This window comes from Pontivivens marinum (assembly GCF_900231835.1).
Classification (GTDB): domain Bacteria; phylum Pseudomonadota; class Alphaproteobacteria; order Rhodobacterales; family Rhodobacteraceae; genus Pontivivens; species Pontivivens marinum.
Window position 1 is genome coordinate 526,153 of record NZ_OCTN01000001.1, and the last position, 21,244, is coordinate 547,396.

General features: G+C 60.9%; 20 protein-coding genes. 11 read left to right on the top strand and 9 right to left on the bottom strand.

What is annotated here, in order from left to right:
* Positions 1–13: 13 nt before the first annotated feature.
* The 4 genes from CR254_RS02640 to hemA all read right to left on the bottom strand — a co-directional run bounded on the left by CR254_RS02640 (position 14) and on the right by hemA (position 5,232).
* On the bottom strand, positions 14–1,819 hold the full coding sequence (locus CR254_RS02640; RefSeq protein ID WP_180955864.1) for a PAS-domain containing protein: 1,806 nt from the start codon (positions 1,817–1,819) through the stop codon (positions 14–16).
* A 208-nt stretch (positions 1,820–2,027) separates the two neighbouring features.
* Positions 2,028–3,467, bottom strand: coding sequence for a sensor histidine kinase RegB (gene regB / locus CR254_RS02645; protein WP_245851354.1), 1,440 nt, complete (start codon positions 3,465–3,467; stop codon positions 2,028–2,030).
* Positions 3,468–3,494: 27 nt separating this feature from the next.
* Complete coding sequence (locus tag CR254_RS02650) at positions 3,495–3,896, bottom strand: c-type cytochrome (RefSeq protein ID WP_097928252.1); 402 nt, start codon at positions 3,894–3,896, stop codon at positions 3,495–3,497.
* 118 nt (positions 3,897–4,014) lie between these two features.
* Positions 4,015–5,232, bottom strand: a complete 1,218-nt coding sequence (hemA, locus tag CR254_RS02655) for a 5-aminolevulinate synthase (RefSeq protein ID WP_097928253.1) — start codon at positions 5,230–5,232, stop codon at positions 4,015–4,017.
* Between the two features lie 323 nt (positions 5,233–5,555).
* Here hemA and hemE point away from each other — a divergent pair, with 323 nt between their 5' ends.
* Both hemE and CR254_RS02665 read left to right on the top strand, forming a co-directional pair.
* The gene (hemE, locus tag CR254_RS02660) at positions 5,556–6,584 is read left to right on the top strand and encodes a uroporphyrinogen decarboxylase (protein ID WP_097928254.1); all 1,029 of its coding nucleotides are present in this window, start codon (positions 5,556–5,558) and stop codon (positions 6,582–6,584) included.
* A gap of 52 nt (positions 6,585–6,636) precedes the next feature.
* On the top strand, positions 6,637–8,136 hold the full coding sequence (locus CR254_RS02665; protein WP_097928255.1) for a YifB family Mg chelatase-like AAA ATPase: 1,500 nt from the start codon (positions 6,637–6,639) through the stop codon (positions 8,134–8,136).
* Here CR254_RS02665 and CR254_RS02670 read toward each other — a convergent pair.
* Entirely contained in the window at positions 8,133–10,331 is a 2,199-nt protein-coding gene (locus tag CR254_RS02670) for a primosomal protein N' (protein ID WP_097928256.1), read from the bottom strand. The two genes, CR254_RS02665 and CR254_RS02670, sit on opposite strands and share 4 nt — an antisense overlap.
* Before the next feature lie 150 nt (positions 10,332–10,481).
* Between CR254_RS02670 and fsa the strand changes: the two genes are divergently transcribed.
* The 6 genes from fsa to CR254_RS02700 all read left to right on the top strand — a co-directional run bounded on the left by fsa (position 10,482) and on the right by CR254_RS02700 (position 15,251).
* On the top strand, positions 10,482–11,135 hold the full coding sequence (gene fsa / locus CR254_RS02675) for a fructose-6-phosphate aldolase (RefSeq protein ID WP_097928257.1): 654 nt from the start codon (positions 10,482–10,484) through the stop codon (positions 11,133–11,135).
* A 1-nt stretch (position 11,136) separates the two neighbouring features.
* Positions 11,137–11,817, top strand: coding sequence for a DUF484 family protein (locus tag CR254_RS02680; RefSeq protein ID WP_097928258.1), 681 nt, complete (start codon positions 11,137–11,139; stop codon positions 11,815–11,817).
* Complete coding sequence (locus CR254_RS02685) at positions 11,814–12,761, top strand: tyrosine recombinase XerC (RefSeq protein WP_180955865.1); 948 nt, start codon at positions 11,814–11,816, stop codon at positions 12,759–12,761. Before CR254_RS02680 ends, CR254_RS02685 begins: the two co-directional genes overlap by 4 nt.
* A 90-nt stretch (positions 12,762–12,851) precedes the next feature.
* Positions 12,852–13,643 carry a transporter substrate-binding domain-containing protein gene (locus CR254_RS02690; protein ID WP_097928259.1) on the top strand — a complete coding sequence of 264 codons (792 nt, stop codon included), beginning with the start codon at positions 12,852–12,854 and terminating at the stop codon, positions 13,641–13,643.
* Between the two features lie 65 nt (positions 13,644–13,708).
* Positions 13,709–14,500 (top strand): amino acid ABC transporter permease, encoded by a 792-nt coding sequence (locus CR254_RS02695; RefSeq protein ID WP_097928260.1) that lies wholly within the window; start codon positions 13,709–13,711, stop codon positions 14,498–14,500.
* A gap of 64 nt (positions 14,501–14,564) precedes the next feature.
* Positions 14,565–15,251 carry a CDP-alcohol phosphatidyltransferase family protein gene (locus CR254_RS02700; RefSeq protein ID WP_097928261.1) on the top strand — a complete coding sequence of 229 codons (687 nt, stop codon included), beginning with the start codon at positions 14,565–14,567 and terminating at the stop codon, positions 15,249–15,251.
* Here CR254_RS02700 and CR254_RS02705 read toward each other — a convergent pair.
* A complete protein-coding gene (locus CR254_RS02705) occupies positions 15,248–16,087 on the bottom strand; it encodes a fumarylacetoacetate hydrolase family protein (protein ID WP_097928262.1) in 840 nt (279 codons plus the stop codon). The genes CR254_RS02700 and CR254_RS02705 overlap by 4 nt on opposite strands.
* 19 nt (positions 16,088–16,106) lie before the next feature.
* A complete protein-coding gene (locus tag CR254_RS02710) occupies positions 16,107–17,477 on the bottom strand; it encodes a glutamate--cysteine ligase (RefSeq protein ID WP_097928263.1) in 1,371 nt (456 codons plus the stop codon).
* 181 nt (positions 17,478–17,658) lie between these two features.
* Between CR254_RS02710 and CR254_RS02715 the strand changes: the two genes are divergently transcribed.
* Positions 17,659–18,249, top strand: coding sequence for a GNAT family N-acetyltransferase (locus CR254_RS02715; RefSeq protein ID WP_097928264.1), 591 nt, complete (start codon positions 17,659–17,661; stop codon positions 18,247–18,249).
* Here the strand turns inward: CR254_RS02715 and CR254_RS02720 are convergent, their stop codons facing one another.
* Entirely contained in the window at positions 18,250–18,774 is a 525-nt protein-coding gene (locus tag CR254_RS02720; protein ID WP_097928265.1) for a hypothetical protein, read from the bottom strand.
* A gap of 135 nt (positions 18,775–18,909) precedes the next feature.
* Here CR254_RS02720 and CR254_RS02725 point away from each other — a divergent pair, with 135 nt between their 5' ends.
* Positions 18,910–19,380, top strand: coding sequence for a DUF302 domain-containing protein (locus CR254_RS02725; protein WP_097928266.1), 471 nt, complete (start codon positions 18,910–18,912; stop codon positions 19,378–19,380).
* Here the strand turns inward: CR254_RS02725 and CR254_RS02730 are convergent, their stop codons facing one another.
* Entirely contained in the window at positions 19,381–20,112 is a 732-nt protein-coding gene (locus CR254_RS02730; RefSeq protein ID WP_097928267.1) for a 16S rRNA (uracil(1498)-N(3))-methyltransferase, read from the bottom strand.
* Between the two features lie 109 nt (positions 20,113–20,221).
* Here CR254_RS02730 and ubiA point away from each other — a divergent pair, with 109 nt between their 5' ends.
* Positions 20,222–21,205, top strand: a complete 984-nt coding sequence (ubiA, locus tag CR254_RS02735) for a 4-hydroxybenzoate octaprenyltransferase (protein ID WP_097928873.1) — start codon at positions 20,222–20,224, stop codon at positions 21,203–21,205.
* Positions 21,206–21,244: the final 39 nt, after the last annotated feature.

A 21,244-nucleotide genomic window follows, 5' to 3' on the forward strand; every position in this document is an offset into this window, starting at 1 on the left:
AGGTTACGGCGATCTATTGCGCGGGAATGCCGGCCATTAATTGCACAGGCCCGCCCACATCGCGACCGGCAAGGGCTGCGCGTGGAATGCGCACCTGTATGCACAGGCTTTCGCCCTGCACCACATCAACCTGTCCTTGCACATCCGACAGATAGCGACGCAGCAGTGAAATCGGCAAAGTCGCACCTATTTCGTTGCTATCAGCCAAGGACACATCTGCACGCAGCGTCAGAATCGCCTGCGCTTCATCATGGGAGAGGTCCAGCGTGACGCCATGCCCCGCAGGCACCACATCGACCGCAGCCAGCAACATGTTGTAGCCCGCCCGACGGATCAGGTCCTGTTGGGTGCACGGCAATTGCCCCGCGCCATCATCAGCAACGGCAACCGATATATCGGCGGGTTCGGTCAAGTTGCGCGCCTGCTCCAACGCCAAATCAACTGCACGACGCAGGCTGCGATTGGGCACCTCCGCTACGGCGGTTGGCGGCAGGAAGGACAGCAGCGTTCCGCCACCGGGCAAGGGGTGCAGTTCCAGCACACTCAGCACCTGCCCATCGCGTTGCAGCGGCACAATCATCGGCGTGCGCTCCGTCTCGGATGCTCTGCCCACAACATAACTTAGTACACGGTCCCAGATAGGGGCCGCACCAAAGGTTGCGCGACAATGGCGTAGCACCTCGTGAATCGCACCAGCACTGGACAGACTGTCGGATGAAATCGGCACCCCCATGAGTTTCGAGAAATCAGCGCCAACGAACCCAGCCGCACCGCTGATGTCAAAAATCAGATGCGTGCCAGGCCGTGCATCCAACGCCGCCGCGCGCAGGGTCATCCCCTCACAAAACTGCTGCTCTAATGTGACTGCGGGGGTGATGTCCTCCAGCAAAAAGGCAACCGCGCCCTGTGGATGCGGACGCCCGACCACGCGCAGGGTACGGCCCGAGGGCTGGACCCAGACCTCCGCGAAATCCTGCGTACCGCCATCGCGCCCCAATGTGATCAGCTGCTCACGCCATTGTCGAAAATCGCGTTGATCCGGCAGGGCGCGCCGTTCTCGCAGGTGGTTCAGAAAGCTCGCCAAGGTTGGACGCCCCGCAAGCCATGCAGGATCTAGCCGCAGTAAATCCGCCAGCGCGGGGTTAAACAGGCCAAGTTCACGATCGCGATCGAAAATCGCCAATCCGATGGGTAGATGCGCAAATGTTTCTGTCAAAGTTTCGACAAATCGGCTCAGCGCGGCCTCCGCTCGCATGATCCGGTCTGCTGCGATAGCATAGCCGAGGATCACACCGTCCTGACGGGCAACCAAGGTAACGTCGAACCAAATCGGTGCGCCTTCATCATCCGGCTGCACGGACATTCGATGCTGCTCAGCGGCTTCACCAATCGGCAACCGATGGGCTCGTTGCGCCAGAAGTTTCGGTATAGCTGGATGCAATCCGCGTTTTTGCATTGCTGCCAAGTTAGACCATACGACATCACCAGACGCATCCATTCGCCACTGCAAATAGGGTGCATGGCCAAGTATATCTGAATGTCGCGCGGCCAAATCCGCCGCTGCAATCGCTGCATCCTGTCGGACGCGCGCGGCCTGTTCGCGCAATGTGATGTCGAGCACCGAGACAAATGCACCTGCCCCGTGAACGAATCCCATCACCTCCAAATGCCGCCCCTCATGATCATCGCCGACAAGATCAAAGGCTGCACCGGTCTGTTGAAGGGCTGAAATCGCACGCAACAAAGGCGCGCGCGCATCCTCAACAAAGTCGCTGGCAAAGACGTCCACATCCCGCGTGACATCTGCACCTGTCAGCACATCACCACTCAGCCGAAAAAGCGTTTCTCTTGACGGCGGCTGTTTTCGGAAGCTCACGCGCCACTGCCGCAGCGCTAAGATCAACAGCGCAGTACAAAATATTCCGAGTGCAGAAACCGCAAGAACGTTCAGGTTGGAAAATATGAACATGACGCTGCTCCGGTCCCACAATGGAACACCAGCATCCGAGGTACTGATTAACGAAGCGTTAAACCTGCTCCTCGTCATTTCGGCTGTTCTGTCCCAATGCGGCACGCGAGGCATCCTTTAGCGGAGCGATCAGCTCACGCGGCCATTGCACATCGACCACAGCGCCGGGAGGATTCGCGAGATCGGGTTCCGTCAGCGCACCACGCCGCCGTTTTGGCTCCGTTCCGTTAGTGAAGGTCAGCACCGCGCCCGAGCGTTCGAGCAAGGTTTTCGCGATAAACAGGCCCAGCCCCATCCCCTCATATCCCGGCCGCAACCATGTTCTGCGCTTGCGCCGCCCCAGAAACGGATCGCCCAATCTGCCAATCATATCCTCAGGATAGCCATGCCCGTCATCGCCGACCGTAATGCGCAGACGGTCATCATCCCATGAGGCATCGATCCAAACAGTTGTCTGTGCGAAATCAACCGCGTTTTGCACCAAGTTACGCAATCCGTGGACCACCTCTGGCGTGCGGGCCGCAACGGGTTGTTCCAGCATTCGCACCGATTCCAGGTGGCCATCCAGACGGAAGATGACCTCCTTACCGCGATCAAGATGCGGCTCGGCGGCCTCATGCAACAGGGCCTCCAGCGGGACGAAATGCAGGTGTAAATCATCCTTACCGGCGCGCCCCATATCCGCGAGAATATCCCGACAGCGATCTGCCTGCGCACGAATTAACTGCGCATCCTCGGCAAAGCGGGGGTCCGCATCCGGCAGTGAAGCGAGGTCATCGGCCAGCTCACCCGCCGCCAGTTTGATCGTGGCCAGCGGTGTTCCCAGCTCATGCGCGGCGGCAGCGACCACCCCGCCTAGCGAGGACAGGCGCTGCTCACGCGATAGCGCCATTTGCGTGGCGACCAGTGCCTCGGACATGGCATTATTGTCCCGCGTCACCCGCGCCGCGTAAAATCCGAAAAACAGCGTGAAGATGGTCACGGCCAGCCACATCCCGAACAGGTAGATATCGGGCAGGTCCAAAACCTCGCTACCCGCAATCGTCATCGGGCGATACCAGAACCCCAGCGCCGAGGTCAGGCACAGCGCAACGCCGCCCAGCACCACCGTTTGCACAACAGGCAGCGCTGATGCCGCGATCACCACAGGCCCCACGATCAGCACCACAAACGGGTTCGTTAACCCGCCCGTCAGGTACAGCATGATCGCCAATTGGAATAGGTCGAACAGCAGGATCGCCGCCGTGTATTCCGCCGATAACCTCTTGTTTTCAGGCAGAACAATCGTCCCGCTGAGGTTCACAGCAAGCGACAGCAAGACCACTGCGACGCACAGCTCGAACGCCAGATCGATGCCCAGAACGAAGTGGGCAATAAGCACAGCCAATAGCTGCCCGCCGATCGCTCCCCACCGCAGGCCAATTACCGTGCGTAGGCGTAGCCAGTTATTGCGCGCCGGTGACATATCCGCAGCATCAGGTGACGACCACCCGTTCACGTCTGCCACCAAACGCGCAGCGCCATCCTATCGCGCCGCGGCGAGGAAGGCCGCAACCTCAGCCTGACCACTGCGCGTCCGATAGGACATGCGCGAGCGTGCAGCATCGTCGCCGGTGAACTCCTTCAGGAAGCCACTCGGATCAGTAATATACGCCGCCAGATTTTCCTCGTTCCAGACCAGGCCCGCAGCGCCCGCAGCAACAATGCTGTCGCCATAACGGAAATCAGGAACCGCACCTGCCTGCTGGCCGATAATGCCGTACAGGTTCGGACCGGTACGGCCACGCCCCACGATATTGTTGCCGCTGGGTGAGGTTACAACATGGCAGGACTGGCATTGGTTAAATGAGGACGAATCCTGTGCCATGCTAGGCGCGGCAACCATCGTCACAGCCGCGACTGCCGTCAGAAATGTAGCTTTGATCATAAGTCGTCCTCCAATCAGCGCAGCGTTATCCGCAGACGTTGTGAGAGCACACATAGTGCCGAGACCAGCAGATTTCCAATGGCACCCGATCACAATTGCAGGTGCAGCGCCGACAGAATCAGGCGGCGGCGCGGGCCAGTGCGCATTGGCTCCACAGGTGATGCAGCGCCGATACCAATGCGTCAATATCGCCATCATCATGCAACGGCGATGGGGTAAAGCGCAGGCGCTCTGTCCCCTTGGGCACTGTCGGATAGTTGATCGGCTGCACGTAGATACCGTGATCCTGCATCAGGATATCAGCCAGCATTTTGCATTTGACCGGATCCTTCACCATGACGGGAACGATATGCGATGGGTTGTCCAGATGCGGAATACCGGCGCGGTCGAGCGCATCACGCAAACGGGCAACCTGACGACGCTGACGGGCGCGCAGGCCTGTGCCCTCCTCACCCTTCAGCGTGCGGATCGAGGCCGCAGCACCAGCAGCAACCGCAGGCGGCAGCGCTGTTGTGAAGATAAAGCCGGACGCGAACGAACGGATGAAATCGACCAGCTCAACCGAGCCGGTGATATAGCCGCCAACAACGCCAAATGCCTTACCCAACGTCCCCTCGATCAGGGTCACACGGTCTGCCAGGCCCTCACGCTCCGCGATACCACCGCCGCGTGGGCCGTATAGGCCAACGGCGTGGACCTCATCCAGATAGGTCATGGCGCCGAATTGTTCAGCCACGTCCAGAATTTCAGCCATGGGGGCAATATCGCCATCCATGGAATACACGCTCTCAAAGGCCACAACCTTGGGCGCGTCGGGGTCCAGATCAGCCAGCTTGCGTTCCAGATCGCGCGGGTCGTTATGCGCCCAGATGCGTTTGTCACAGCGGGCGTGGCGAATACCCTCGATCATACTGGCATGGTTGAACGCGTCGGACAGGATCGTGCAGCCCGGCAGGCGCGACCCCAATGTGCCCAGTGCGGCCCAGTTCGAAACATAACCCGAGGTAAACAGCAACGCTGCTTCCTTGTCGTGCAGATCGGCCAGCTCGGCCTCCAGCAACACATGGCTATGGGTCGTGCCGGAGATGTTGCGCGTACCGCCAGCACCTGCGCCGCATTTGTCCAGCGCCTCATGCATAGCGGCAAGAACCTCGGGATGTTGGCCCATCCCGAGGTAATCGTTGCCGCACCAGACCGTAACCTCATCCGCACCGGCACCGTGATTGCGGGCCTTGGGATAGGCACCACGATACCGCTCAAGCTCTGCAAAAACGCGGTAATTACCGTCGGATTTCAAAGCATCAAGTTGCGTGCGGAAAAGCTGGTCGTAATCCATGTGTCGTCTCGTCCCTTGCGGCACCGTCAGGCCCGGCGCCTCTGTCATGCGATGACCTATGCGATCTTGCACATCGTGAAAAGTGTCGCGATGCCGCACGTGTTCTACATCACTGCGCCATACAGCAATACGTGGTCAAGGATTTAGAGCGATTCCAGAGTTCACATATTGATCAAGATCAAGTTTGTGGAAATATCGACACACGCATTGATCTCGCATGGAAAATCACCTGCTACCCATGCGCGCACCCGTTAAAACGGGCTGGACCCTAACCGGTCGCTCGGCCATATCTGAACGCCAATTTAAACGGATGGAGCGCCCGAATGACCGAAAAACTGTTGCTGCGCGCGCTAAAGGGCGAAACCTTACCGGTTCCTCCTGTGTGGATGATGCGTCAGGCGGGGCGTTACCTGCCGGAATATCGTGCGACCCGCGCCCATGCGGGCAGCTTTCTGGACCTGTGCTATAACCCCGAGCTGGCGACCGAAGTGACGTTACAGCCCATTCGGCGCTATGGCTTCGATGCCGCCATTCTGTTCGCGGATATCCTGCTGGTGCCCCAGGCGCTGGGGGCGAATCTGACCTTCGTGCAGGGCGAGGGGCCGCGCCTGTCCACCGTCACCTCGGCTGCCGATCTGGCGAAACTTGGCCCGCTGGATAATATCGATGAGGTGCTCAGCCCGATCTACGAAACGGTCAAGATGCTGCGCCGCGAACTGCCCGCAGATGTGCCGCTGATCGGCTTTGCCGGTGCGCCATGGACCGTTGCGACCTATATGATTGCGGGTAAGGGCACCCCCGATCAGGCCCCCGCGCGACGCCTGATGTATGGTGATCCCGCAACATTCGAGGCCCTGCTGGACCGCATTACCGAGGCAACGATCCACTACCTGCTCAAACAGATCGAGGCGGGCGCCGAGGTCGTGAAGATGTTCGATAGCTGGGCTGGCGCGCTGCCCGGTCCGGTCTTTGCGAAATATGCCATCGCACCGGCCAAGCGGATTGTTGACGCGATCCGCGCCGAACATCCCGACCTGCCTATCATCGGCTTCCCCCGTGGTGCGGGCCGCAATTATGCGACCTATGTGCAGGCAACCGGTGTTCAGGGCGTTGCACTGGATACCAGCGTTGATCCTGCATGGGCTGCGCGTGAATTGCAGCCCCACGCCTGCGTTCAGGGCAATCTTGACCCGCTGCTGCTGGTTCAGGGGGGTGAGGCATTGACGCTGGCCGCCAAGCAGGTCGTCAAAGGGTTCTCTGGCGGGCCGCACATCTTTAACCTTGGCCACGGGATTACGCCGGATGCGGACCCCGAAAACGTGCATCGCATGCTGGAGGCGGTGCGCGGTTAACCCCGCATTAACCAAGCTAAGGTCATCCTCCGCATAAATTCGGAGGATGATCATGGTCGCGCGCGCCTACACTGTCGCCTTTCACGGGGTGGAGGCCCGCCGCGTTGAGGTGCAATGCGCGCTCAGCGCTGGTTTACCCGCGTTCCACCTTGTCGGACTGCCGGATAAGGCGGTGAGCGAGGCAAAGGAGCGTGTGCGCGCCGCGATGACCGCGATGGGGCTGGCCATGCCGGCCAAGCGTATCACTGTAAACCTGTCCCCCGCCGATCTGCCCAAGGAAGGCCCGCATTTCGACCTGCCGATCGCGTTGAGCCTACTGACCGCGATGGAGGTGATCCCGCAGGAGGAAGTGCAGAACTTCATCGCCTTGGGGGAACTGTCGCTGGATGGCTCCACCGTTCCGGTCATCGGTGCCCTACCCGCCGCAATGGCCGCGGCGGAGGCAGATTGCGGCCTGATTTGCCCAGAAGCCTGCGGGGCGGAGGCCGCGTGGGTCGGAGCGGTGCAGGTCCTCGCCACGCCATCCCTGCTGGCAATTGTGAACCACTTCAACGGCCGCATGGTGCTGCCCCCCGCGCAGGCAGGTATGGTCGCCAATCGCGGGGTCGTGCCCGACATGGCCGATGTAAAGGGGCAGGAACGGGCCAAGCGTGCATTGGAAATCGCTGCCGCCGGTCGCCACCACATGATTATGGTGGGGGAGCCGGGATCGGGGAAATCCATGCTAGCCGCGCGCCTGCCCGGTATCCTGCCTGATCTGACCCCAGCCGAGGCGCTGGATACCTCCATGATCCTATCACTGGCGGGGCAGATCGAGGAGGGCGGCATCTCGCGTCAGCGCCCGTTCCGCACGCCGCATCACACCGCATCTATGGCTGCGATCGTTGGCGGTGGCAGGCGCGCCGGACCGGGCGAGATTAGCCTCGCCCATAATGGTGTGCTGTTCATGGATGAGTTTCCGGAATTCCCGCGCCAAGTCCTCGAAACCCTGCGCCAGCCGATTGAAACAGGCGATGTGGTGGTTGCCCGCGCCAATGCGCATGTGCGCTATCCCTGCCGGTTTATGTTGGTCGCCGCCGCGAATCCGTGCCGCTGCGGCTATCTGCCCGATCCGTCGCGTGCTTGTTCCAAGGCACCGCTCTGCGGGCAAACCTATCTGTCGCGGATATCAGGCCCGCTAATGGACCGCTTTGACATCCGCATTGATGTGTCACCGGTTACGGTTGGGGATTTGTCCGGCAGCAAGGTGGGCGAACGCTCGGCCACTGTCGCCGCCCGGATTGCCGCCGCACGTGAGGTACAGGCCCGGCGACTGGTCGGGACTGATGCAACCACCAATGCCGATGTGGACGGCGACCTGCTGGATCGCATCGCAACCCCCGATGCAGCGGGGCGCGAATTGCTGACCCGTGTGGCTGATAAACACCGGCTGACGGCGCGGGGATATCACCGGATTCTGCGGGTTGCGCGTACCATTGCTGACCTGTCAGGCAGCGATGCCGTCAGCCGTGACCATATCGCGGAGGCTGTTGCCTATCGTCTGGCGCTTTAAAAGAAGCTCTGCGGGTCGATATCAATCGCGATCCGGTAATTCGGGCGGGGCACAACATCGCGCACCCAATGGGATAGTAGCGATTGCAGGGCCAGCCCCTTGGGCGCCTTGACCAGCAAACGAACCCGCGTGCGACCCCTGATCCGCGCCACCGGGGCCGGTGCGGGGCCGAATAGCTGCGCGCCAGCCTGTGTTAAAATCCCTGCCCGCGCAGCCAAGGCACGGGCCAGATCAAAGGTTTCGCGCTCCTCCGGCCCGCTGACGATGATACCGGCCATCCGGCCAAAGGGGGGAACGCCGGCCTGCTGACGCTCCGCCGCCTCCGCCCGCCAGAAGGCCTCCTCATCGCCGCCCAGAATGGCCTTGATAACGGGGTGTTCAGGTTGATGGGTCTGGATCATGGCAAGCCCCGGCTTATCAGCGCGCCCTGCACGGCCAGCGACCTGCCGGATCAGCTGGAAGGTCCGCTCCGCCGCGCGCAATTCCCCCCCCTGTAGGCCCAGATCAGCATCAATCACACCGACGAGAGTCAGCAGCGGAAAGTTATGCCCCTTGGCCACCATTTGCGTGCCGATGACGATATCCGCACCACCTGCGGCAATCTCATCTATCCGTTGCTTCAGGGCGCGAGCGCTCATCGTCATGTCCGAGGACAGAACGGCCATTCGCGCATCCGGAAAGCGGCGTTCGACCTCCTCAGCCAGACGCTCCACCCCCGGTCCCAATGCTGCGATGTGATCGGCATTCCCGCAGGAGGGGCATTCCGTCGGGATCGGTTTGGTCGCGCCGCATTGGTGGCACATCAGGCGGTTCAGGAACCGGTGCTCAACCATGCGCGCGTCGCAATCATCGCACCCAACCTGATGCCCGCAGGCGCGGCACAGGGTTAGCGGGGCGTAGCCACGCCGGTTGATGAACAGCAGGCTTTGCTCCCCTGCCTCAACCCGTTTTTGCACGGCATTGGCCAGAGGCTCGGATATCCACGAATCGCGCTCCAGTGGATCAATGCGCAAATCGACGGCCCGCATTTCAGGCAGGACCGCCGCGCCGAACCGTTCGGTCAGATCAATGCGCGCATATTTACCGGCGCGGGCGTTCACCCAGCTTTCCAATGATGGCGTGGCAGAGGCCAAAACCACCTGCCCCTTGGTCAGTGAGGCCCGCAAAACCGCCATGTCGCGCGCATTATACAGCACGCCCTCCTCCTGCTTGTATGACCCGTCATGTTCCTCATCCACGATGATGAGACCCAGATCGGTAAAGGGCAGGAACAGTGCGGATCGAGCGCCGACGACCAAGCTAACGCGCCCCTCGGCCACTCCGGTCCATGCCCGCCTGCGCCCAGCCTGTGTGACACCGGAATGCCATTCGGCAGGGGCCGCGCCGAACCGTGCCTCAACCCGCGACATGAATGCGCCGGTCAGCGCGATTTCCGGCAACAGAACCAGCGCCTGACGCCCCGCGCGCAGGCATTCGGCGACGGCCTCCAGATAGACCTCCGTCTTGCCGGAACCTGTCACGCCCTTGAGCAGAGTTGTGCCATAGGTCCGGCTGCGCACGGCCTCACGCAGGGTCGTCGCCGCATTGTTTTGATCGTTCGACAGGTCCTTGGACGGCAGATCGGGGTCCAGTCGCGGAAAGGGCGCATCGCGTGGCGCGTCCTCACTGCGCAGAACGCCCTGCTTTTCCAGTCCCTTCACCACCGATGAGGTCACCCCCACCAGTGCCGCCAGCTCGGACGGGGCAAACCCCATGCCCCGATGTTCCTCAAGAAACGCAATCACCCGCTCGCGCGCATCGGTCATCCGGCTGGGTTGCTGATCGGTCAGGCGCACAATCCGGCGTTTACCGGGCGGGTCGCCCAGTCCCGGCACGCGAGTAGCCAGTCGCAGGATCGCGGTCAGCGGCGTCATCGTGTAATCCGCCACCCGCGTCACAAACTCGCGCATCAGGGGACTCATCGGGGGAACATCCAGAATCGCGCCGATCTGGCGAATTTTGCTAAGGTCGTAATCACCGGCACCCGGCCCCCAGATCACGCCCTTAACGCGGCGCGGGCCCAGTGGAACGGACACAAATGCACCGACCCGCGCGCCGCCCTCTGGCACGCGGTAATCAAGTGTTCGGTCCGGCATATCCGGCGTCAAAACCGCCGCCAGCGCGCCACCCTCTAGATATTCGATCTGCTCTCTCATTCCATGCCAGATACCACGGCAAAACAGCGGCGGAAACCTAACGTTCGGCCTTCGCGGCCATCACATTTCGCCCTGCCGATTTGTGCGGGTTTGCGTTCGGCGCGGGCTGATGTAAGGTCCGCGCAAAATCACCTATTAGGGATGCCAACCATGAAATTCTTCGTCGATACCGCCGATGTTGCTGCGATCTCCGAGCTGAACGATCTGGGCTTTGTGGATGGTGTTACAACCAACCCGTCGCTGATCATGAAATCGGGCCGCGACATTCTGGAAGTAACCAAGGAAATCTGTGAGCTGATCGACGGCCCTGTCTCCGCCGAGGTTACCGCAGTTGACGCGGATGAGATGATCGCCGAGGGCCGCAAGCTGGCCAAAATCGCCGACAACATCGCGGTTAAGGTTCCGCTGACATGGGCTGGCCTGAAAACATGTAAGACGCTGACGGATGAGGGCCGCATGGTCAACGTCACGCTGTGCTTCTCGGCCAATCAGGCGCTGCTGGCGGCAAAGGCCGGCGCGACGTTCATCTCGCCCTTCATCGGACGTCTGGACGATATCAACATCGACGGCATCGACCTGATCGCTGATATCCGCACGATCTATGACAATTACGGCTACGGCACCGAAATCCTCGCGGCCTCGATCCGCACCGTGAACCATGTCAGCGATTGCGCACGTATCGGCGCAGACGTGATCACCGCACCACCCGAGGTTCTCAAGAAGCTGGCATCCCACCCCCTGACCGATGCGGGCCTTGCTACGTTCATGGCCGATTGGGCCAAGACCGGACAGAAGATCCTCTGATATGGAACGCGCGGCGATCCGTGACCTGATCCTTGATGATCCGGCCCTCGTACTCGACGACGGGGACGTTATGCGCGCCCTCGTCACCGCGCAGGATAATGGCGACGGGCGCATCACCGATTTACGGGGTGTGCTGGTCGATCGGCTAGAGGGACGGTTGGGCGCGCTGGAGCAAACCCACCGTTCCGTTATCGCCGCCGCCTATGAAAACCTGTCGGGGACCCAGCAAGTACACCGCGCGGTCCTCGAAATTCTGGAGCCTACGGGCTTCTCCGACTTTCTGGCCACGATGACCGGCCCTGTTGCCGATATTCTGACGGTGGACACAGTGCGTTTGGCGCTGGAGCTAACGGATGCGGAGCGGGCGATTGCGGCGGCTCCCGGTCTTGTCGCGCTGCCGGTTGGTGGTGTGGACAGCTATATCGGCGCTGTGCGCGACCGCGATCCGGCGCGCATTACCCTGCGCGCAACCGGTGCCAATGCGACCGCTGTGTTTGAGGAGGAAACCCTGCGCATCCGGTCCGAGGCATTGATGCGTCTGGATCTGGGCGAGGGGCGTCGTGCGGCCATGCTTGTCTTTGGCGCGGGCGATCCGGATCGCTTTGCACCGGATCAGGGATCGGACTTGCTGGAGTTTTTCACCGGCTGTTTTGAGCGTGCAGTGCGCCGCTGGCTGGTGTGAGCAACCACCCCCTTTCAGGCACAGATGGCGCGCTGGCGCTGCTGTCCCGCTGGATTGACCAGATCGTTGCAGTTCGCGGCCAATCGCCCCGCACTGCGGACAGTTACCGTCATGATGTGTCCAACTATCTGGGGTTTCTGAACCTGCATCGTGGGGAGCCGGTGGGCCTAAACGGGCTAGGCACGGTGACCTCGCCCGAGATGCGCGCATGGATTGCCCATCTGCGCGATGCGGACCTCTCCGCGCGATCTGCCGCCCGTGCATTATCCGCCGTCAAAAGCTTTCACCGCTGGCTGGCGGAGACCGAGGGGCTAGACGCAACTGCCGTCATGGCCACACGTGCGCCACGAGTGAAGGCCGGACTGCCCCGCCCGCTTAGCACCGAGGCAGCCCGTGCCGTCATCGACAATGCCGACGTTCACCACCCAGAGCCATGGATCGCAGCGCGCGATACGGCGGTGCTAACCCTGCTCTACGCCTGCGGTTTGCGCATATCCGAGGCTCTCGCCCTGCGCCATTCCGATGCGCCGCTGGGTAAAACGCTGCACATCATCGGAAAGGGAAACAAGGAACGACAGGTTCCCGTATTACCCGCCGCGCAACAGGCCGTGGATGTTTACCTGCAACTGTGTCCGTACAAGGTGGACCCAGATGGTGCGCTGTTTCTGGGCGCACGCGGTGGGCCCCTAGCCGCGTCGATGGTGCAAAAACGGATGGCGGATTTGCGCGCGCAACTGGGCCTGCCCGCCACGGCGACGCCGCACGCGCTACGCCATTCCTTTGCCACGCATTTGCTGGAGGCAGGCGGTGATTTGCGCGCCATCCAGACCCTGCTGGGGCACGAGTCGCTGTCCAGCACGCAAATCTACACCTCGCTCGACCAAACGCGCCTGATGGAAATCTATGACGCGGCCAAGAAGAAACGAACCACGACTGAAGGGTAAGTGACTTAAAAAATTCACAACTCCCTTGCCCTTACGCCCATGGTGCTGACACTAGGGCCATCGCAAACACATGCCACCGGAGTAACCTCAATGCTCAAGTCGCTCACATTGCTGGCCCTTGGTGCTAGCATTCTGGCACCAGCTGCCTTCGCTCAGGACTTACCCGATCTGGAGGGCCGCACGATTTCGGTCGTGACAGAAAATGCCTATCCCCCCCTGCAATTTGTCGATCCCGCCACCGGCGAGGCGATTGGCTGGGAATATGACGCCATCGCGGAAATCGCATCGCGCCTGAACGCCGTGATCGAGATCGAGAACACCTCGTGGGACGCCATGATCCCCGCCGTGGCCGAGGACCAGTACGATATCGGCATGACCGGCATCACCATCCGTGAGGATCGCGCCGAGGTTATCGACTTCTCCGATCCCTATATGCGGTCCGAGATGTTCATGCTGGTGCGCGCGGACGAGGACCGCTTTACCGATGCCACCAGCTTTGCCGCGATTGAGGATGGGCTGGTCGGCGCGCAGCCGGGCACCACGCCATTCTACGTTGCAGTATACGATGTACTGGACGGGGATGAGAGCAATCCACGGATCAAGCTGTTCGAAACCTTTGGCGCCGGCGTTCAGGCCCTGCGTGCGGGTGACGTGGATGTAGTGCTGACCGATGGCACTGCGGGCAACGGCTATGTCGATGCAAATCCTGATGTGTTCAAGCTGGTGGGCGAACCGCTGGGTTCCGAGGATTTCGGGTTCATCTTCCCGCTCGGCTCCGATCTGGTTGCGCCGGTTAACGCCGCAATTGCCGCGATGCAGGCCGACGGAACAATCGATGCGCTGAACAACAAGTGGTTCCTCGATTACAAGCTGGGTGGCTAAGCCCTAACGGCCCCGCGGCACGTCACGCGGGGCCATCCCTTCCTCAAACACTGTCACGAGGGCCGATGCATCCCAATTCTCAGGATCAGGACTTTCCGTGGTGGTTGGTCGTGGCAGGCATTATCGCCCTGATCGCCGGCTGGCAGATCGTTGCGGATGACCTGTATTCGCAGATATTCGCGACCGTGCTCAAAGGGGTGAAGATCACCGTCCTTGTCACGATTGTTGCCTTTCTATCCGCCGCGACTGTCGGTCTGCTGCTGGCGGTGATGAGCCTGTCCAAATCGCTGGTCCTGCGCCAGATCGCGCGGTTTTATATTGAGATCGTGCGCGGCATTCCGATCCTTGTGCTGCTGTTCTACATCGCCTTTGTCGGCGCGCCCGCATTGGTGGCTGCGATCAATCTGGCGATTGAACCGCTGGGCTTTGACGCGATGCGCACGCGCGATCTGTCGTTGATGTGGCGGGCCATTCTGGCGCTGACCATCGGCTATTCCGCCTTTATCGCCGAGGTTTTTCGCGCAGGGATTCAATCCGTTGATACCGGCCAGCTAGAGGCAGCAAAGGCACTGGGCTTTACCGGCTGGCAGCGATTTCGCCTGATTGTTTTTCCACAGGCATTACGCACGATACTGCCCCCGCTGGGCAATGATTTCATCGCGTTGATCAAGGACAGCTCGCTGGTTTCTGTGCTGGGCGTCGCGGATGTTACCCAGCTGGGCAAAATCTACGCCTCCGGCTCGTTCCGCTATATGGAAACCTACAATATCGTCGCGGTAATCTATCTGATGATGACAATCGGCCTCAGCCTCGCCCTGCGGGTGTTGGAGCGCCGCCTGCGTGAGCGACGCCGCTAACGAATGCGGTTTCAGCCGCGCCTAACCCCTGTTAGGTTGCCGCAAAACCGAGGAGCACCAATTCATGTTTGCCCGCGCATTTTCCGTACATCTTCTTACCGCAACTGGCGCAGGCTTGGCCCTGATGGCGATGCTGGCTGCTGCGCAGGAAAACTGGCCTGTGATGTTTCTATGGCTGATTTTCGCTCTGCTTGTGGACGGCATCGACGGCCCCTTGGCACGCGCGGTGGATACAAAGACGAACGCCCCGCAATGGGATGGCGTGCTGCTGGACCTGATTATCGACTATCTAACCTATGTGTTCATTCCCGCCTATGCGCTGGTTTCCGCCAATCTGATTGGTGAGGGGTGGAGCCTCGCGGCAGGATTGCTGATCTGCGTATCCGGCGTGATCTACTTTGCCGATACGCGAATGAAGACCAGCGATAACAGCTTTTCCGGCTTTCCGGGCTGCTGGAACATGGTCGTGCTGGTACTATTCGCGATCAGCCCCGATGGCTGGACCGCGATGTTCCTGCTGATCGGCATCGCAATCGCGCAGTTCCTGTCGCTGAAATTCATTCACCCCGTGCGGACGCAGCGGTGGCGCAAATTTTCACTACCCGTCATGCTGATCTGGGGTGCATTGGCGACGGCTGCCGCGTGGACAGGGTTCACTGGCCCCTACTGGATGCAAATAGCACTCGTCGTGACCAGTGTTTACCTGCTGCTGGCGGGGATCGCGCAGCAGTTCATGCCGCAGCGAGCTTAAGCCCGAACGACCTGCCGCTGCGTCCCTAGGCCCGCAATGCCCAACTCCATCACGTCACCATCACGCAAATAACGTGGTGGCTTTAGCCCCATGCCCACGCCCGCTGGCGTACCTGTCGCGATCACGTCACCCGGCAACAGCGCCATGCGGCGGCTCATATGCGCGATGATTTGCGGGATGTTAAAGATCAGGTCCGAGGTGTTGGAATCCTGCAACCGCTGACCGTTCAGATCCAGCCATAGGTTCAGGTCGGCAGGGTCTGCCACCTCATCCGCCGTGACCAGCCAAGGGCCGATCGGGCCGAAGCCGAGCGCGGATTTCCCCTTGATCCACTGGCCTGTGCCCTCCAACTGCCATGCGCGTTCGGATAGGTCGTTGATGACGCAGTAACCGGCGACGGCGCTCAGGGCGTCTGCCTCATCCAGTTGCCACGCATGCGTGCCGATCACGACGCCCAGCTCGACCTCCCAGTCCGCCTTGGCCGCATCGGGGGGCAGGATCAGATCATCATTCGGACCGGCCAGCGCGGACGCGGCCTTGGAAAACACCAGCGGCTCTGACGGATGCGCCATGCCTGCCTCATCCGCATGGGCGGCGTAGTTCAGGCCGATGCAGTAAAAGGTCGGCGGGTTCAGAACGCAGGGGCCCAGACGGATATTGGCAGGCAATTCGGGCAGCAGATCAATATCGATACTGGCCAGTGCCTGCGGCAGGCCCGCCGCAATGGTCGCGGCATCAATCACCCCGATGTGGCCGGACAGGTCCCGCAACACGCCCTGCGCATCAACAATACCTGCACGTTCCTGCCCTGATAGTCCGAAATTGAAGACCTTCATTGCCTGCTCCCCGCCTGAATCAATAGCTATATTCGTCGAAAACCTTGTCGATATTGCCGTTCCAAGCACCGTGATATTGCGCCAGCAGCTCATCCGAGGGCGTCTGCCCCCGCGCCACGATATCGCGCAAGGCGTCGAGGAAATGCGTCTCGTCCGGAATCAAACCACCGGCACCACTGCGGGCGCGAGCGATCAAGCCGGAATTGGCGATCTCGATACAGCGACCGGCAAGGCTTTGCATCGTCTCACCCCGAATTTCAGCCTTTAGGCCATATTTCGCGGCGTCGTGATGCAGCGCGGCGCGCTCCTCCTCGGTCCAGTCGCGGCACAGATCCCATGCGGCATCCAGCGCGCCCTGATCGTACATCAGACCAACCCAGAACGCGGGCAGCGCACAGAGGCGACGCCACGGGCCAGCATCGGCGCCGCGCATCTCCATGTATTTCTTGATCCGCGCCTCGGGGAAGGTGGTTGTCAGATGATCGGCCCAATCGCTGAGTGTGGGCACCTCACCGGGCAGCGCAGGCAATTCACCCTTGAGGAAATCGCGGAAGCTCATGCCCAGCGCGTCGATATATTTCCCGTCGCGATAGACGAAATACATTGGCACATCGAGCGCGTAATCCACGTAACGCTCAAACCCCATGCCGTCCTCGAAAACGAAGGGCAGCATGCCGGTGCGGGCCTTGTCCAAGTCCCGCCAGATGCGCGCGCGCCAGCTTTGCCAGCCATTAATCTTACCCTCCCAGAACGGGGAGTTCGCGAACAGCGCGGTTGCAACGGGTTGCAGGGCCAGCGCAACGCGGAATTTCTTGACCATGTCGGCCTCGGACCCGAAGTCGAGGTTGACCTGCACGGTACAGGTGCGCCGCATCATCCATGTGCCGGTGGTTCCGACCTGATGCATATAGCGGTCCATCAGGGCATAACGCCCCTTGGGCATCAGACTGACATCTTCCTCCAGCCAATTCGGGGCCGCACCCAGACCGATAAAGCCGACGCCGATTTCGCCCGCAATCGCCTTTACCTGCGCCAGATGGGTGTTCACCTCGTCACAGGTCTGGTGGATGGTTTCCAGCGGTGCACCGCTTAATTCCAACGCGCCGCCCGGTTCCAGCGAGATATTTGCCCCAGCCTTTTGCAGACCAATCAGTTTGCCCTGCTCCAGCACCGGTGCCCAATCATAGCGTGTGCTAAGGCCCGACAGCATGGCGTGGACGGACCGGTCCCCCTCATAGGGCAGCGACTGGTGCGTTTCGAGGCAATAGCCGAACTTCTCGTGCTCGGTGCCGATGCGCCAGTCTTGTGTGGGTTTGCACCCGGATTCGAGATATTCGGCAAGCTGATCGCGATGTTCGATCGGCCCTCCACCTGATTGAGGGATGGACATTGGGCGGGCCTCCTCCGGCATGCGCTAAGGACTTTCTGGCGTAACGGGAACATTTAGACTTGGCAACGTCCCAACCCGAAAATCACTGTTTCGTGCACGGCCAATTGTATTCAACGCAATTCATAACGTGCCAGTGCATTCACGACACTCTAGTCAGGATTAGACGCTAGAGGAGAACACCATGTCAAACTGGCCCGACCCTGTAACATTGACCAGTGACACCGCCATGCTGGCCCCACTGGCCCAAACCCATTGCGCCGATCTGCAACAGGCAGCCGCTGATGGTGAGCTACACCGCCTATGGTACACCACCATCCCTGCCCCCGATGCGGTTGAGGCCGAAATCGACCGCCGCCTGTCGCTGGGCAATATGTTGCCCTTCGCGATTATTGAGCGCAGTTCAGGCCGCGCCGTTGGCATGACCACCTATATGAACATCGACGCCGTGAACCGGCGGCTGGAAATCGGATCGACATGGTATCGCAAATCCGTACAGCGTGGCCCCCTGAACACCGAATGCAAGATGATGTTGCTGACCCATGCGTTCGAGCAACTGGACTGTATCGCCGTGGAATTCCGCACCCATTTCATGAACCATCAAAGCCGCCGCGCGATTGAGCGGTTGGGTGCGAAACTGGACGGGATCATGCGCTCACATAGCGTGCTGGCCAATGGATCACTGCGCGACACGGCGGTTTATTCGATTATTGCGTCCGAATGGCCGACCGTGCGGGCCCATTTGCAATGGCAGATGGAGCGGCCCCGCGACTGATTAATGCAGCGCGCGCATCGGTCTGGAATCCTCGTCCTTTGCCACCCATAGGCGATGCGTGACGGAGCCTCCGCCGCCCTCGACCAGATCCATGGCGCGCTTCATCGGAAAGCCGGGCAATGTGGCGAAGACGTCGAATAGCTGCGCCGCACCCTCCGCCGCCGTGGGGATTTTCAGGGGCTCACCCTCACCCCGCAGGGTCCAATGTGCCCCGGTGGGATAGCTAACCAACTCAATCGCGCGCACCTGCCCCATCTCGAAAAACCCACCGGTATCCGGGCCGAAATAGCCAACACGCAACTCGTCCACCAAAACGACACCGGGGTCGCCCTTGCGCCGCGTGAACCGCAAGCGCAACAACGCCGAGCGTAGCAGCGCCAGACCGATCAGGATGACCACACCGCCCATCACGGCCAAAACCGGACCGCCGCGTGTTGCAATCCACAGGCCCAGCAGGACCAGCGTGATCATGCCCAATGCCTCGGCATTACGACGGGTCCATTCCACGATTTCGGGGCGGATCATGACGGGTGTCCTTTCACAGAATACCTGATGATAGGCATCTACGCGGCATGCTGCCAGTGCCCGTGCACGGATTGGTGATGCGACCTTTGACCGGATCGCCCCTACCTATAGGGCGAACACAACCTAGGAGTGCACATGCGCCTTTTACCTACACTTGCCGCCCTTGCCCTGCTGCCCACTGTTGCGCTGGCCGGACCGCTGACCGAACGCGAAGGTTGGGTCGTTATGCCCACGGATAAAGCCTATGAAACATTGGTGGACGATGTAACTGCGGCCGTCACCGCGAATGGATACGGCGTTGTAACACAGGCAGGCCCGACCGGCGCGGCGGCACAACGTGGCATCACCATTCCGGGCAACCGCGTGATCGGCGTGTTTAACAACGACATTGCCGTGCGGACCCTCGCCATCAGCACGGCCGCGATGATCGAGGCCCCGATCCGCATGTATGTCACGGAAGACGAGGATGGCACCGCCACGTTGAGCTATAAGACGCCGACCTTCGTGCTCAGCCCCTATATGGCCGAGGGCGGCGATGATTTGGCCGCTATTGCCACGGAACTGGATGAAGGCTTTGCCAGTATCGCGGCGGATGCGGTGGACTAATCACACGCGCCAATCACCACATGCGACCTGCCACAGCGCCATCGCGGCGACTGCGGCAGTGTCCGCACGCAGGATACGCGGGCCAAGGCTGACCGGAACCGATTGCGACAATGCGCGCAGGCGCTCGGCCTCCTCAGTCGCGAAACCGCCCTCTGGCCCGATGATGATCGCCCATTTATCGCCGCCCGCCGCGGTCAACGCGCCCATAGCATCCATGCCATCCGCCGTTTCATCGCAAAACATCAGGCGGCGATCAGCGGGCCACGTATCCAGCAGCTTGTCCAGTGGTGTCGGGGCCAGCAATTCAGGCACGTAAACGCCGCCGCATTGCTCCGCCGCCTCGATACAATGGGCACGCAGTTTATCAGGGCGCACGCGCTCGGAATTGGTGAAACGGGTAAAGACCGGCTGAATGCGGCGTGCCCCCATCTCCGTCGCCTTCTCCACGATAAAATCGGTGCGGGCCTTTTTGATCGGGGCAAAGAGCAACCACAGATCGGGCGGCATGCCCTGCCCCACGGCCTGCCCCAAGCATTCCGCAGTGACGCGCCGCTTACCTGCCTCGACCAAGCGTGCGGTCCATTCGCCATCGCGCCCGTTGAACAGCGCGACCAGCGCACCCGCCTGCAAACGCATGACGTTGGTCAGGTAATGCGCCTGCGCGGCAAGGTTCAGCACTGCCCCCTCGGCCAAGTCATCCTCGACGAACAATCTGATCTTTGCCTGTTCCATGCGATCCTCCACCTTTGCCCCTGCAATATCCGTCAAAGCAGCGCGCGTCACCTGCAACTATCTGCACGTGGTTGCTGAACTTGCCCTGCCGATCTGCAATAAGGGCGGCATGAATGACGACTCGCAAAATATCAGCCCCGATGATGGCCGCGTGGCCGATGCAGTGGACCAAAACTGGGTGGATCGCTATGCCCCGCGCGGGTTGCGCCCCTATTTACGGTTGAGCCGCGCCGACCGCCCCGCCGGAACGTGGCTATTGCTGCTGCCCTGCCTGTGGGCATTGGCGCTGGCCACGGCAACCATGGGCGGTTGGACCGCACAAACGCTGTGGTACGCACTGGCCGCCACGTTAGGCTCGTTCCTGATGCGCGGCGCGGGGTGCACGTGGAATGACCTAAGCGATCAGGAATTCGACGCCGCCGTGGCCCGCACCCGCTCACGCCCGTTACCATCCGGCCAAGTCACACGCCGGCAGGCCTATCTGTGGCTGGGCGGACAGTTGGCCCTGTCCTTCGCGATTTTGCTGAGCTTCCCATGGGCGGCGATCTGGATGGGTGTTGTGGCGCTGATCCCCGTTGCGATCTATCCCTTTGCCAAGCGGTTTACGTGGTGGCCGCAGGTGTTCCTCGGCCTTGCGTTCAACTGGGGTGCATTGCTGTTTTGGGTTGCCGTGCGCGGCACGCTGGAATGGCCGGCGGTGACGCTATACCTCGCCGGTATTGCGTGGACGCTGTTCTATGACACGATCTACGCCCATCAGGACAAGGAAGACGATGCCCTGATCGGGGTTAAATCAACCGCGCGCCTATTTGCAGAACGCACGCCACGCTGGCTGATGCTGTTCCTCGTGCTTGCGGTCGTTTTGGCGCTGTATTCTGTGATCTCGGCGCTGATCGGTGCATCTGTGCTGGTATTGGTCATCGCACTTGGCGGCGTTTGGGCGTTCGGGACGCATCTATGGTGGCAATTGCGGCATCTAGATATCGACGATACGGATGTCTGCCTGCACCTGTTCCGATCCAACCGGGATGCGGGGGTGCTGCTGGCGGGTGCTTTATCACTGGCGGCTGCATTACCAATGTTAATGGTGTGAGGCTGGCCTTGCGATGGATTTGCCGCATGTCTAGGTCAA

What these genes read in the sequence shown, in the direction of transcription:
- CR254_RS02680 (WP_097928258.1), top strand. Translation starts at nt 11,137, where the DNA reads ATGGAACGCGCGGCGATCCGTGACCTGATCCTTGATGATCCGGCCCTC.
- fsa (WP_097928257.1), top strand. Translation starts at nt 10,482, where the DNA reads ATGAAATTCTTCGTCGATACCGCCGATGTTGCTGCGATCTCCGAGCTG.
- CR254_RS02695 (WP_097928260.1), top strand. Translation starts at nt 13,709, where the DNA reads ATGCATCCCAATTCTCAGGATCAGGACTTTCCGTGGTGGTTGGTCGTG.
- CR254_RS02720 (WP_097928265.1), bottom strand. Translation starts at nt 18,774, where the DNA reads ATGATCCGCCCCGAAATCGTGGAATGGACCCGTCGTAATGCCGAGGCA.
- CR254_RS02670 (WP_097928256.1), bottom strand. Translation starts at nt 10,331, where the DNA reads ATGAGAGAGCAGATCGAATATCTAGAGGGTGGCGCGCTGGCGGCGGTT.
- CR254_RS02730 (WP_097928267.1), bottom strand. Translation starts at nt 20,112, where the DNA reads ATGGAACAGGCAAAGATCAGATTGTTCGTCGAGGATGACTTGGCCGAG.
- CR254_RS02725 (WP_097928266.1), top strand. Translation starts at nt 18,910, where the DNA reads ATGCGCCTTTTACCTACACTTGCCGCCCTTGCCCTGCTGCCCACTGTT.
- hemE (WP_097928254.1), top strand. Translation starts at nt 5,556, where the DNA reads ATGACCGAAAAACTGTTGCTGCGCGCGCTAAAGGGCGAAACCTTACCG.
- hemA (WP_097928253.1), bottom strand. Translation starts at nt 5,232, where the DNA reads ATGGATTACGACCAGCTTTTCCGCACGCAACTTGATGCTTTGAAATCC.
- CR254_RS02650 (WP_097928252.1), bottom strand. Translation starts at nt 3,896, where the DNA reads ATGATCAAAGCTACATTTCTGACGGCAGTCGCGGCTGTGACGATGGTT.
- CR254_RS02700 (WP_097928261.1), top strand. Translation starts at nt 14,565, where the DNA reads ATGTTTGCCCGCGCATTTTCCGTACATCTTCTTACCGCAACTGGCGCA.
- CR254_RS02710 (WP_097928263.1), bottom strand. Translation starts at nt 17,477, where the DNA reads ATGTCCATCCCTCAATCAGGTGGAGGGCCGATCGAACATCGCGATCAG.
- CR254_RS02705 (WP_097928262.1), bottom strand. Translation starts at nt 16,087, where the DNA reads ATGAAGGTCTTCAATTTCGGACTATCAGGGCAGGAACGTGCAGGTATT.
- CR254_RS02690 (WP_097928259.1), top strand. Translation starts at nt 12,852, where the DNA reads ATGCTCAAGTCGCTCACATTGCTGGCCCTTGGTGCTAGCATTCTGGCA.
- CR254_RS02715 (WP_097928264.1), top strand. Translation starts at nt 17,659, where the DNA reads ATGTCAAACTGGCCCGACCCTGTAACATTGACCAGTGACACCGCCATG.
- ubiA (WP_097928873.1), top strand. Translation starts at nt 20,222, where the DNA reads ATGAATGACGACTCGCAAAATATCAGCCCCGATGATGGCCGCGTGGCC.
- CR254_RS02665 (WP_097928255.1), top strand. Translation starts at nt 6,637, where the DNA reads ATGGTCGCGCGCGCCTACACTGTCGCCTTTCACGGGGTGGAGGCCCGC.